Here is a 13140-nt window from a genome sequence, read left to right as displayed (position 1 = left end):
TTCCTCTCTACGTATTACTCGTATCAGATTCTATTGCTTTTGCAATTACTCGATTACGACCTTGTGTTTTAGCGAGATAAAGCGCCTGATCCGCAATGTTAAAGATCTCGACAGGCGTAACATCTGCTTGTTGTTGATAAGTGACTACACCACAAGAAATCGTTAAAGATAATTGCTCAGTTTCAATTGAAAAAGCGGTTTCTAATACTTTATTTCTTAACGCTTCTGCTAAGGCAATAGCCCCCTCAGGGTCTGTTTCAGGTAAGATCAAACAAAACTCCTCACCACCATAACGAAAACCAAGGTCACTACTACGACGTAATATTTTTTTCATTAACTGTGCAAGCGTAACTAAACAAACATCACCTGCGGTATGTCCATATTTGTCATTGATTGCTTTAAAGTGATCAATATCAATGACAACAAGACTCAATGGCGTTAAATTTCGACGACTACGACGAAATTCTGCCAATAACTTTTGATCATAATGTCGACGATTAAATAGACCAGTAAGCTCATCTTGGGTATTTTTTTGTTCTAATTCTCTGTTGGCATCTTCCAACTCTTGCAGCGCAATGTTTAATTCTAATGTTCGTTCTTGAACAGCTAATTCTAATTGTTCTTGATTTTCATTTTGCAGTACCAACAACTCTTCTTGTGCTTTTTTTGATTCTACAGCACTGGCTAGTGCTTGTTGCCGTGCGGCATATTTTTCATACTTTTCATGGTGAGATTGACGCCCTAAAATAAAAACGATGAGCAAACCGGTTATCCAGTAACCAACGGTGTATAACTCGGTATTTAAATGATACCAATCATATAAACCAACATTCGTAAAAACGATAAAGCCTTGCACAATAACAAAGCTACTAAAAAGTGCTGTTAATTGATGCTTTTGTTGAGCTAAGTGAAGTGCTAAAGCGGCTAAAAATAATGTTGATACAATTTTTATCACATTACTGATCAAAACATTATCATTAAAGCTCAAAAAGAAACTAACACCAATGAAAACTAACAAACTCCATCCGATAAGATGATACGCCCAATATAAATATCGACGGTTATCTGCGAGTTTAAACAATTCACTGCAAAACCATAAAATTAAAATTGCGCTGAGTGCAGTAAATAGAGGAAATTCTTGACCATGAATACTGGTGTATTGTGGTAGCAAAATAGAAAAATTGACCCCGTACATTGCGGCTAAACTCCCTGCTAATGCCGCTAAATAACTAGCTAATAATAGAATTTCATAATTTGTGGTTGATAAGAAAATAAACAACAACATGAAGACCATTGCAATTAAGCCCCCGATTGCCAAACCAGAAATAAAACTATCTTGACCAATATAATGGGTAAACCGATATTGATTTAACGTTCTGATTTGCACGGTGCGATTAGCATGAGATGAGAGTTTAACCAGTAAGGTAACGGTTTCATTGGCTGATAAGGTTATTTGGCTGGTCACCACATTATTGATCTGTTTTGTACTCGGTAATAGCCGGTTTTTATCCGTTATTTGCTGTTTGGCATCATCTTGATAAATAATATGTTGATACAAAAATTGTCGACCATCAATCACCAAATGATTATCAACAGTTTGCTCTAATGCATTATATAATTCGACTTTAAGCCAATTGTTACCCGCATTTACGGTTACCTCTTGGCTCGAAACTTTTTGCCACTGCTGCGGCGCTAAATCTTTAACTTGTTTAACCGATAAGCCCTTATTGGCTTCAAGCGGCAAATAGAGTGTTAGCTTTGTCGCACTGTCATTAACAGGCATCGTAGAAAACGACGACATAGTAACCGCATTGCTAGCATTACTGACTAGTAATAGACTGCACAAAATCAAGAAGATTATGTGTAATCTCATTTAATGCTCCAAGTTAAATACATGACGACTATTTTCAACACTGTGTTCGATGATAGTCTGCTCAGAGTAGCCGGTTATCTCTGCTAACGCTTTCACCACATATGGCAAATATGACGGTTCATTACGGCTACTTTTAGGCTTTGGCCGAATCGTACGCGGGGTTAAATAAGGTGCGTCTGTTTCAATCATTAACCGCTCTAATGGAATATGCTTAACAGCTGCTCTTAACTCACTGCCTCTTCGCTCATCGCATAGCCAGCCAGTGATCCCTATATACATATCATGTGCTAAACACTGCTTCACTTCAGTTTCACTACCAGTAAAGCAATGCGTAACGAATGCTGGAATTTTATTAATAAATGGCTTAATGATCGCTAGCCAACTATCAAAAGCATCACGCTGATGTAAAAATACTGGTAATTGCACATCAGCAGCTAGAGCTAACTGTTGACTAAACACTCTTTGTTGGTTTTCAGGTGTGGAAAAATTACGGTTAAAATCTAATCCGCATTCACCTATCGCTTTAACGGATTCATATGTAGATAGTTCACGCAGTTGTTCTAAATAATTATCTGTTACATGATCCGCATCGTGGGGGTGAACTCCAGCAGTACAAGAGAGATACTGAGGGTATTGCTGACACAAGGTTAACGCTTGTTGACTTTCAGCCACATTCGTACCGGTCACCAACATTGCACTAACATTGTTAGCCTTGGCCCGCAAAATAATGTCGGCTCGATCTTTATCAAACCGAGTGTTTGTTAAGTTAACACCAATATCGATCAATATATTCGCCGCTTATTTATTATGTGTTATCACTATTTACATCAGCTTGCTGTTGCTCATCTTCATCATCATTTGCATGGTAAAAACCAGCAATGAAAACCCCTGCTTCAAATAACAATAGCATAGGTATCGCTAGAAGTGTTTGCGATATAACGTCAGGAGGCGTTAACAACATACCAAGCACGAAAGCACCAACAACAATATAGGGACGCTTCGTTTTCAACTTTTCTGGTGTGGTGAACCCAGTCCAACATAACAACAAGATCACCACAGGTATTTCAAAGGTTAGACCAAAAGCAAAGAACAGTTTTAATACAAAATCTAAATAGCTACTGATGTCAGTGGCAATATTGACACCTTCTGGTGCAACTGAGGTAAAAAAGGCAAATACAATTGGAAAAACCACGAAATAGACAAACACAATGCCTGCATAAAATAAAAAACTGCTACCAAACAGTAACGGCGCAACTAATCGTTTTTCTTTACGGTATAACCCCGGAGCGATAAAGGCCCATACTTGATACAAAATGTAAGGCATTGCAATGAATATCGCGAGAACAATAGTCAACTTAAACGGAGCAAAGAAAGAAGATGCCACATCAGTTGCTATCATTTGTCCGCCTTCAGGCATTACAGCAAGTAAAGGCTTAGAAACATACTCATAGATATCATTTGCAAAGTACACCATTGAACAAAACACAATGAGAACAGCCAATACCATTCGAAGCAATCGATCACGTAATTCAAGCAAATGATCAAATAAGGTATAGTGCGGTGTATTATCCATTAACGATCAACTTCTTTTTTATCCGTAGTTTCACCTGATGAATTTTCATCTGACGTGGTATCAGCGACTCGGGTGTTCTCACTCTGGCTTGGGTACGGGTGCTGTACAGATTCGGCCGCTTCTTTTAACGACTTTAGCGACTTTGCGACTTCAGGCGATATATCTTCAAATTTGCTTTGCTCAGCTTTTTTCAAATCCGCATGTAATTCTTGAATGCGTAATTCCTGAGAAATTTCATTTTGTACATTTCGACTAAAGCTCTTCACGCCCTTTATCCAGTCACTTACCGTTCTAATAGCTACAGGTAACCGCTCTGGACCCAACACAACCAGCCCGATCACCGAGATAACTAATAGTTCCCAAAAACCGATATCAAACATGTGCTACGCTTTATCTTTTTCTTTATTAGCTTCAGTGTTTTCTTCCGTCGCTTTTTTGTTTGCAAGTGCTTCCGCCGACTGTTCTTCTTTCTCTTCATCAGTCACGGCTTTTTTAAAACCTTTAACTGCAGAGCCTAGATCTGAGCCTAAATTACGTAACTTTTTGGTGCCAAACAATAAAATAACAATGGCGGCAATTATCAATAATTGCCAAATACTTATTCCACCCATTAAAAAAACTCCTATAATTCAGTTACAGTCATTATAAAGTTATATTTCAAAAAAGCATCTGTTCACTGTTTTAAATTTAAGGAGAATATAAAACGTTGTCTACATTGCAGCTATTTATCGTCACCAAAGCTACGGTTTTATTCATGCTTACCAGTCCTGTAAGTGCAAATGTTGTTCAAGAAAAATGTACTCAACAAGAAAAAAGCGAACAACAGCTTACAACCCTAAAAGCGTGTAAAAAACCATCGTATTCGGATAAAAAGCAACAACATTGGATGGAAAGCCTACATCAAACGGTTTCAGATAGCGTCTACCATTCAGCGCTTTGGTTTGATAACTTCTTTTTAGAAGAAGGCGTTGAACAAGAGTCACCAAAAACAACCGCCCGTATCCGATTAGGCTGGGAGCCCGAGGCTAGAGACTGGGCTGAATTTGATACACGATTTCGTGTTAAAGTGAAACTGCCTCATTTTAAAGATAAAGCTGATTTAATTTTTTCAGATGATGATGATAACGAACAAAGCCACTTACCCCTAGAATCGGTCAACACAAAACCACATACTGATGAAGAAAGCTTCTCAGCTGCTTTACGATATACCCATCGAAAATCTAAAAGTCGTATTTTTGAATCACGCATTGGTATTTCGGGCGGCGATATTTTTTTTCGCGTCAAACATAACCGCAGAATTACGTGGAATGAACGTAATAGTATAAAAATAGATCCCTCTGTGTATTATTTTCTTGATGACGGTTTCGGTGCAAAGTTATTACTTGAATATGATTATCAAGTGAATACGCAAACACAACTTCGAATCAATTATAGCGTACGAGGTTCTGCAGCCTTCAGCGGCTTACGTTGGAAACACGGTGCCTACTACTTGCGACAAATTGATCATAGATCAGCTTCTATTACGGGTTTACAAGTTGAAGGAGAGCGCAATGGCGAGAATGGCTTTATTATTGATAAGTACCGATTAAGCCACCGCTACCGTTTTAACGCATTAAGAAGCTGGTTATTTTTTGAAATAGAGCCTTTTTTAGAGTGGCCTGAAGAACAACATTACACCACAACTCCCGGTATTGCTTTGAGAGTAGAAGGGTATTTCTCTAGGGGATAATCTACTAAGCACGCACTTTAGAGGTGCTTTCCTCGACATCACAGTTATCAACAAACCTTTTCGGTTTAGCGATATGGTAACCTTGGCCAAAATCACAACCAGCCTTGTTAAGCTTATCAAGCATATCTTGCGATTCAATGCCTTCTGCCACCAATCTATAGCCAAATTTACTGCCTAAATCACGTAATGCTTTAACAAGCGAAATGTTTTCTTCATTACAGCTAATAGAGCGAATTAAACTACGGTCTAGTTTAATAAATTCAAAAGGATAGCTGTGTAAGAAGTTAAATGACGATAAGCCAGCTCCATAGTCGTCCAACGCCAATTTCACGCCAAATTCTTTTAATTTACGCAACCCTTTCAATGCTAGCTCTGTATGTTGAGTAAATGCAGACTCATTAAATTCTAGAATTAACCGTTCCGGCTGAACGGTATTTTGTTTAATTAATTCTATGAGTAGATTTAACTGATTTGCTTGTGTTAAGTGGCGACCTGATAGGTTTACACCAATAAAGGCATTGGCATATTCTTCATGAGATTCCCACTGACGCAAACGTAGAGAGACTTGCTCAATGACCCAAGTTTCAATTTCTAGAATCATGCCGGTTTCTTCCGCCATAAACAGAAATTCGCTCGGTGTTAATAAACCTTTGCTTGGATGCTTCCAGCGAAGTAACACTTCAAACCCAAGTGTGTCAGTACTTTGTAGCTCACTAATTTGTTGATAATGTAATTCAAATTGCTGTTGCTTTATTGCAATACGTAGCTCTTGTTCTAGCGTTAAACTGGCAATTAATTGCTCACGCATGCTGTCATCAAAGAATACATAGCGGCCACGTCCCATACTTTTTGCTTGATACATTGCGGCATCTGCATCGCGCAATATTTCATTGGCATCGTTATAGTGGTGGTTGCATAAAGCAATGCCAATACTCGCATTCGAATACAACGTATGACCATTAACATCAAACGGCTTCTCTATCGCTGAAATAATACGAGTAGCGACTTCTTCAACATCGTCTTGAGATTGCAAGGAATCAAGTAAAACAACAAATTCATCGCCACCTAAGCGCGCTAAAATATCATTATCGCGCACACAAATGGTTAAACGTTTTGCGATTTCTTTTAAAAATTCATCACCCGCATGGTGACCTAAGGTATCGTTAATTAATTTAAAACGATCTAAGTCGATAAATAATACCGCGAACCTATGTTTGGGGTGACGTTTAACATGACTTAACGCGTAGTTTAATCGATCAGAAAACATTGCACGATTAGGTAATTTAGTTAGCGCATCATGATGTGCTTCAAAATAAAGCTGCTGCTCTGCTTTGCGACGTTCTTCTATTTGCATGCGCAAATTTAAATTAGTTGCTTGTAATTCTTGCGTGCGTTGATTCACCATTCGTTCAAGCTCATCACGGCTTCGTTGCGATGCTTCTTGTGATTCTTTACGCATAATGGCAGAAGCAACGTGTTGACTAACAAAACGAATAAGTTCCAAGTCTTGATGACCATAAGCATGATGATTATGGTAATGCTGAATCGCTAACACACCGATAATATTGCCTTGGTCGATTAATGGAGCTCCTAACCAGGCCTTTGGCAATTTTTCTACTGGATATTGCAAGGTAAAAGCTTTTTGTTCTATATCACCCTGTTCAGTTAACGCGTAAACACTACCATTAGTAATAAGCAACGGTAAACGTCTTGTAATGGCTAATTCCGTTAAGCCACTGCCCATTGTTCTTGGCTGCGGTTGTGCAATTTTTTCATCACTGTAATAAGGAAAGCCTAGTTTCTTGTCTTCACCATTAATTAGAGCAATATAAAAGTTTCCAGCGGGTAACAGTGCATTTATCTCTTGGTGTAATGATTGATAAAATACTTGAATATCTTGATCAGCGGCAGTGAGTTCTGAAATTGACAACATCGCCTTATAAAGCTTCACTGCTTTTTGGCGTTCGCCTATTTCTTGTTGTAGTTTTCTATTGGTGTCTGTTAGTTTTTGCGTACGCTGGCGAATATTTTGCTCAAGTAACTCTCTACTTTTTACACGATCAATAGCGGTAACAAGATGCTCGGCGATAAATTCTAAAAGTTGGCAATCCCGGTCATCAAAATAAAGTTTATTGTCGTAGCTTTGTAACGCTATAACACCAATAATTTGATGACCACGTTTAAGAGGAACCCCTAACCAGTCTACGCATGAAGAACCGTATAAGGCAATTTTCTCAGCTTTTGCTAAAGCCATGCGTTCTGCCGAACTACAGTGAATAGCCTCACATTCATCAAAAACTAAACTGCTTAGGCTTTGTTGCCAATGGTTTTTTTCTAAATATTCAAGTAGACGCTTTTCTTTGGCATTATGTGCATGTGCAAGAGATAATTGACGAGATTTGTTAACAAGAAGTATATGAAAACTATCAGCAATTAATAACGACTTAATCACTGATTCAAGCGCACAATAGAACGACGACATATCGTTTACCGTGCTTGCCAATTCAGACAAACGCAGTAATCCTGATTGCATCGTTTTTACTTGTCGATATTTCTTTAACAGCGACTTAAGTTTAGGCAATTGGCGCGCTGCTTGAATATCTGTACTTGCCTTTACTTCCATCTAAGGCTAACCCATCTTTTTATTAGTATTATTATTTTGCGACCTAGTCTACCAAAATTTAACCTTTTGACTAGTACAAAAGCACAAAAAATGAGCATTATTTTTCAATTAAAGAATCTCGTGATTTTTTGACCGTTATTAGTATCCCCAGCTGCTTGCTTTTTCATACTTCTTGATTCTTGCCAATCTTTTCAATATTTCGCTTTTATAAGGAGAGCTATTCAGATAGTCTTGCGCAACTTTTGAATTTTGACGTTTATACCCATTATAAATATCAAAAGCGGTGTCTATTCGCTGCTTCTCAGTGTCGAGAATATCAAAATGTTTTTCAGAAAATTGTGGGTTACGTCGTGCGGTATTTGTTACTAGCTCTTTCATTTTGTCCACAAAATTTATATCTGGTTGTTTCTCCAACCAAGACTTTAGCACGTCAACATTAGTAGTATAGGACTGTCTTAAAAGAATTTTACTTATCGCATTATTTCGGGATTTTTCATCAGTTTTACTCCCAATGTACCAATCAGCGGCACTAGAAAAATCCTTCGAAAACCAGGTGCTCAATAATCTTTCTTCTCGTGATAACCTATTATCTTCATCTGCAGATACAGTTAACCAATCTGCTACGGCTTGTGGCTCTTTTAATGCCCATGCACTTAAAATACCTTGCACAACCCGCTCATCTTTTAGAGTATTTAGCGCTTGTATGAGGTCCTGATATTGATAATTCTCAGTGAATGATTGAGCAATACCAGTTACCGCCCTTTTAATATTATGGCCTTCATCATGTAGTTGTTTTATTTTATCCATCGCCAAATTTATATCTTGTTTTGCGATAGTAGATATAATTGCAAGCAACCCCACGTCATACAACGACTGATCTTTTTGCGCTAGATAAAAGTCAAGTGCAACCTCAGGTTCATTTATTGCCCACTGTTGATATATTTTTGCCTCAAGTCCCACTTTTACAAACGAGTCTATTTTCAGTGTAGCAAGATGTTCGGCAGCCACTTGACCATTTACTTGCGCTAACCTGCCATATAAATAACCCAGTGATAGAACATTAATATCACTATTAGGTTCATTTGCAATCGCTTCTATCATGGCGATTACTGATGCATTTGGCGTTTGATGTAACAATGAATACACTAAAGCACTTTGCTCTAAGCCAACAATTATTCCTGAAGATTTCTCCATAAGCATAGTCAACTTTTCTAGCGTATTATCTAGAGAAAACTGTGCGATGTCCGTAACAATAACCTGCTGATGTGGTGTTTCTTTATCGTTTTGCTTAGTAAAGCTATGACTTGGGCTTAATGACTCCTTCTGATAGGAAGTTTTCAGCTTATCATCATCGAAGTGTAGACTTAATTTAGAAAAGTGTTGACCTAGAAAAAAGGCAATAACCAAAGATAGTGGCCACAAAAAGTAATGTAGTTTCATTTGTTCATCCATAAACGTTTTTCAAAATTTTAGCAAATGTAGGCTTATTACTACAATAATTGTTAAGCACAAAAAAACCGGCAAATGCCGGTTTTTTTTATCAACGGTAGACTTGCTATGCAGCCATGCCATTTTTCAGTTTATTTAACGCGTTTTTCTCTAATTGACGAACACGCTCTGCTGATATTTCATATTTATCAGCTAACTCTTGCAAGGTAGATTTATCTTCATCTAACCAACGAGTTTTGATGATATCTTGACTACGATCATCAAGTGCAACTAACGCATTTGCTAAGCGCTTATTCGCATGTTGCTCCCAATTATTTTCTTCAACTTGCTGTGCAATATCTGAAGCAGCGTCTTCTAAATACTGAGCAGGTGAAAAATTACTGCCAACAGCATTGTCATCGTCGTCATTCGACATTTCAAAGGTTTGATCTTGGCTTGTCATACGTGATTCCATTTCTAACACGTCTTTTTTCGTCACACCAAGTGATTCTGCCACATGACTTACTTCGTCATTGCTAAACCAACCCAAACGCTTTTTATTTTTACGTAAATTAAAAAATAATTTACGCTGTGCTTTTGTTGTTGCCACTTTCACGATACGCCAGTTGCGTAATACAAACTCGTGAATTTCAGCTTTAATCCAATGAACAGCAAATGATACTAAGCGTACACCTACCTCAGGATTAAAACGCTTAACTGCCTTCATTAGGCCTACATTGCCTTCTTGGATCAAATCAGCCTGTGGTAAACCGTATCCTGCATATCCCTTCGCAACATGAATAACGAAACGTAAGTGCGACATAATTAATTCTTGTGCCGACTGTAAGTCGTTGTCATTGTGTAAACGAGTCGCTAGCTCATGCTCCCGCTCAGCGGTAAGCATAGGGATGCTATAGGCCGATTGCACATAGGCTTCAATGCTGCCGCTTTGTGGCACAGTTAGCGCCATCGATTGCATTGTATCACTCATTTAAAGTCACCTTTTTTAAAACCTTACTCGCGATATTAACACGAAGCATTTAATAGATCGATAGCTAAAACAAATCGTCATTTATTCATAAGACCGAGAATAAGACTAGCATCTTTCAAATAATATGCGATGAATTTTTTATGACGAAGAACTCAAGCACATTAAGCTATCTGTGATACCTTACGACAACTTATTCTGCTGTTGGTTCAATTGCACGAATATGTTTTCTTACGGAGATATAACTGCCCGACAATCCTAACACGATAGCAAATAGTAATAGCCATAGCATTTCTCCGCCACTTAGCCCTATTAAACTAAAGTTGCTTTGGTAAAGGTCAGTTAACGCCACCAATGAATAAGAAAAATAATGCACTAACGCAGTGACACAAAGTATCGCTACCATACCTCCTAAAACACCATACCATGCACCGGCATATAAAAATGGCCGTTGAATAAAACTATCGGTTGCGCCAACCAGTTTCATTACTGCAATAGCGTCTCGTTGATTTAAAATCGCTAACCGTATGGTATTACCAATAATAAGTACAACTGAGGCACATAATAATAATGCAATCCCAACAACAATATCTTCAATCAAAGTAGTGATGGCAGCTAATCGCGTTAACCACTCTAAATCAAGTTTGCCTTGCTCAACTTCTCGTTCATTAGTCAATTTTTGCAGCAATTCTTCAGCTGCTTGAGGCTGGCTTGAATGTTTTGTTGGTATCACTAAAACAGTTGCTGGCAGTGGATTTGTTGATAAGTAATCTAGCGCTTGTCCAAAACCTGAGGTCGTTTTAAATTCTTCCATCGCAGTTTTTGCAGAAATATATTTAACGCTAGCGACTTCAGGATAAAGCGACAGGCGCTTCACTAAATTTTCCGCAGCTTTCTCGCTGGTGGAGAGTTTCAAAAATAAGCTTATTTCTGATGCAGATTCCCATTGCTGTGAAATCGATTGGGCGTTTTTAACAAAAACATGTAACGTTGCTGGTAAGGTTAAGCTAATACCAAGTACAAGAATTGTCATTACTGAGGTAAAAGGTGTGCGCCATAAATCGCCTAAACTACCGATTCCTTGCTGCAAATGACGAATGAAATATGCCAACAGTTTGGCAGCAACATTGGTATGCGGCCTACTAGAGTGGTTTTTTGTTGTTTCTCGTTGTTTATTCATCACTTCCGCCTTGCAACCCTTCAACAAGGCCATCATTAATCATTGCGCCTTGTTTTAACGTTAACGTGCGATATTTTAACCGTGCAATAAGGCCAAGATCATGCGTTGCAATTAACACCGCAACACCTAAATCATTAAACTCTTCAAATAATTTAATGATTTCTAATGAAAGTTTCGGGTCTAAATTTCCGGTAGGTTCATCTGCTAATAAAATAGGCGGCTTATTCACAATAGCTCTGGCAATGCCTACCCGCTGCTGCTCCCCTCCTGACAACATATGAGGGTAACACCGTATTTTACTGGTTAAATGCACTTTTTCTAGCGCAGCTTCAACACGTTTTTTGGTTTCTTTATGGCCAAAACCTTCTATAACTAACGGTAAAGCGACATTGTCAAAGACTGTACGATCCATCAGTAAATTATGATTCTGAAAAATCATGCCGATACCGCGGCGCACAAAAGGCACTTGTGAATACGACACAGAAGAGAGGTTAACACCATTGATATGAACGCTGCCGCTTGTCGGTTTTTCCATTAACGACATCAGCTTTAACAAGGTACTTTTTCCGGCGCCAGAGTGGCCAGTTAGAAATGCCATTTCTCCCGCGGCTAAGCTAAAGTTAACATTATTAAGTGCGACAAAGCCGCCTGGGTAAGTCTTGTTAACCTGATTAAAGCGAATCATAGTGGCTCTTATTTATTCTGGTTCTTGGCTAAATAAAGCATTGATAAAGTCTTCACCATCAAATGGCCGTAGGTCATCAATACCTTCTCCTACCCCTAAATAACGAATTGGAATATCAAATTTATCGGCAACGGCAAAAACAACGCCACCTTTAGCCGTACCGTCTAATTTAGTCAACGTCAGACCTGTTAGGCCAACAGCTTCATCAAACAGTTGTGTTTGGCTCAATGCATTTTGTCCAGTACCTGCATCAATCGTTAACATCACTTCATGTGGAGCATTTTCATCAAGTTTCTTCATCACACGAACAACTTTTTTAAGTTCTTCCATTAAGTGTGCTTTATTTTGTAATCGACCTGCCGTGTCGGCAATTAATATATCAGCACCACGTGATTTCGCCGCACTGATCGCGTCAAAAATTACTGAAGCACTATCTGCTCCTGTATGTTGTGCAATGACAGGGATATCGTTGCGCTCACCCCACACTTGTAACTGCTCAACCGCTGCAGCACGGAAAGTATCGCCTGCGGCTAACATGACAGACTTTCCTTGTGCTTGGAATTGTTTTGCCAACTTTCCGATGGTTGTTGTTTTACCAACACCATTTACACCTACCATCAAAATGACATAAGGCGTATCACTTTTAACAATTTCTAAGGGTTTATTAACTGGCGCAATGACTTTATTTAATTCAACTTTTAGTAAATCATAAAGTGCTTCGGCATCTTTTAACTGTCTTCTTGACGCTGACTCAGTGAGTGATTCAATGATCTTCATCGTGGTTTCTACACCCACATCCGCCATTAACAAATGTGTTTCGAGTTCTTCAAATAATTCATCGTCAATTTTTTTGCCGCGGAAAAGGTCAAATAAACCGCCGCCGATGTTTTGTCGTGTTTTACTCAGCCCTTGTTTTAATCGAGCAAAAAATCCAACTTTCTTTGCTGGCTCTGGCTCTGGCTCTGGCTCTGGCTCTGGCTCTGGCTCTGGCACAGTCTCAGTCTCAGTCTGTGGGTGTGTCTGATTGTGATTGGTAGTGTGGGGGGGGGGGGGGGGGGGGG

Annotated in this window: 12 protein-coding genes; 1 reads left to right on the top strand and 11 read right to left on the bottom strand. The window is 38.8% G+C overall.

Features of this window, described 5'->3' with window-relative positions; genetic code table 11:
* Nucleotides 1-7: 7 nt before the first annotated feature.
* The 5 genes from Q4489_RS02875 to tatA are packed head-to-tail and all read right to left on the bottom strand — an operon-like array spanning nt 8 to nt 4057.
* On the bottom strand, nt 8-1873 hold the full coding sequence (locus tag Q4489_RS02875; protein WP_303476854.1) for a diguanylate cyclase: 1866 nt from the start codon (nt 1871-1873) through the stop codon (nt 8-10).
* Nucleotides 1874-2659, bottom strand: a complete 786-nt coding sequence (locus Q4489_RS02870; protein WP_303476851.1) for a TatD family hydrolase — start codon at nt 2657-2659, stop codon at nt 1874-1876. It abuts the gene before it with no gap.
* Nucleotides 2660-2678: 19 nt separating this feature from the next.
* Complete coding sequence (tatC, locus tag Q4489_RS02865) at nt 2679-3446, bottom strand: twin-arginine translocase subunit TatC (protein WP_303476847.1); 768 nt, start codon at nt 3444-3446, stop codon at nt 2679-2681.
* Nucleotides 3446-3826 carry a Sec-independent protein translocase protein TatB gene (gene tatB, locus Q4489_RS02860; protein WP_303476845.1) on the bottom strand — a complete coding sequence of 127 codons (381 nt, stop codon included), beginning with the start codon at nt 3824-3826 and terminating at the stop codon, nt 3446-3448. The genes tatC and tatB overlap by 1 nt, the downstream gene beginning before the upstream one ends.
* Before the next feature lie 3 nt (nt 3827-3829).
* A complete protein-coding gene (gene tatA / locus Q4489_RS02855) occupies nt 3830-4057 on the bottom strand; it encodes a Sec-independent protein translocase subunit TatA (protein ID WP_074496751.1) in 228 nt (75 codons plus the stop codon).
* A 95-nt stretch (nt 4058-4152) separates the two neighbouring features.
* On the opposite strand from tatA, the gene Q4489_RS02850 reads away from it, so the two are divergent.
* Nucleotides 4153-5175: a hypothetical protein gene (locus Q4489_RS02850; protein WP_303476841.1), complete on the top strand. Its 1023-nt coding sequence runs from the start codon at nt 4153-4155 to the stop codon at nt 5173-5175.
* Nucleotides 5176-5179: 4 nt separating this feature from the next.
* On the opposite strand, the gene Q4489_RS02845 is transcribed toward Q4489_RS02850, so the two are convergent.
* The 6 genes from Q4489_RS02845 to ftsY form a co-directional block, all read right to left on the bottom strand.
* Nucleotides 5180-7798, bottom strand: coding sequence for an EAL domain-containing protein (locus Q4489_RS02845; RefSeq protein WP_303476838.1), 2619 nt, complete (start codon nt 7796-7798; stop codon nt 5180-5182).
* A gap of 138 nt (nt 7799-7936) precedes the next feature.
* Nucleotides 7937-9238 (bottom strand): hypothetical protein, encoded by a 1302-nt coding sequence (locus Q4489_RS02840; RefSeq protein ID WP_303476836.1) that lies wholly within the window; start codon nt 9236-9238, stop codon nt 7937-7939.
* A gap of 115 nt (nt 9239-9353) precedes the next feature.
* Entirely contained in the window at nt 9354-10217 is an 864-nt protein-coding gene (gene rpoH, locus Q4489_RS02835) for an RNA polymerase sigma factor RpoH (protein WP_303476833.1), read from the bottom strand.
* Nucleotides 10218-10407: 190 nt separating this feature from the next.
* Nucleotides 10408-11394, bottom strand: a complete 987-nt coding sequence (gene ftsX / locus Q4489_RS02830; RefSeq protein ID WP_303476831.1) for a permease-like cell division protein FtsX — start codon at nt 11392-11394, stop codon at nt 10408-10410.
* The gene (gene ftsE, locus Q4489_RS02825) at nt 11387-12079 is read right to left on the bottom strand and encodes a cell division ATP-binding protein FtsE (protein ID WP_303476827.1); all 693 of its coding nucleotides are present in this window, start codon (nt 12077-12079) and stop codon (nt 11387-11389) included. Before ftsE ends, ftsX begins: the two co-directional genes overlap by 8 nt.
* A gap of 12 nt (nt 12080-12091) precedes the next feature.
* On the bottom strand, nt 12092-13140 hold a 1049-nt coding region (gene ftsY, locus Q4489_RS02820), incomplete at its 5' end, for a signal recognition particle-docking protein FtsY (protein WP_303476824.1).

Origin of the sequence: Thalassotalea sp. 1_MG-2023, assembly GCF_030546745.1 — a bacterium.
Lineage (GTDB): Bacteria > Pseudomonadota > Gammaproteobacteria > Enterobacterales > Alteromonadaceae > Thalassotalea_C.
The sequence above is the reverse complement of the archived record's forward strand: the minus strand, read 5'-3'. Positions and strand labels throughout refer to the sequence as shown.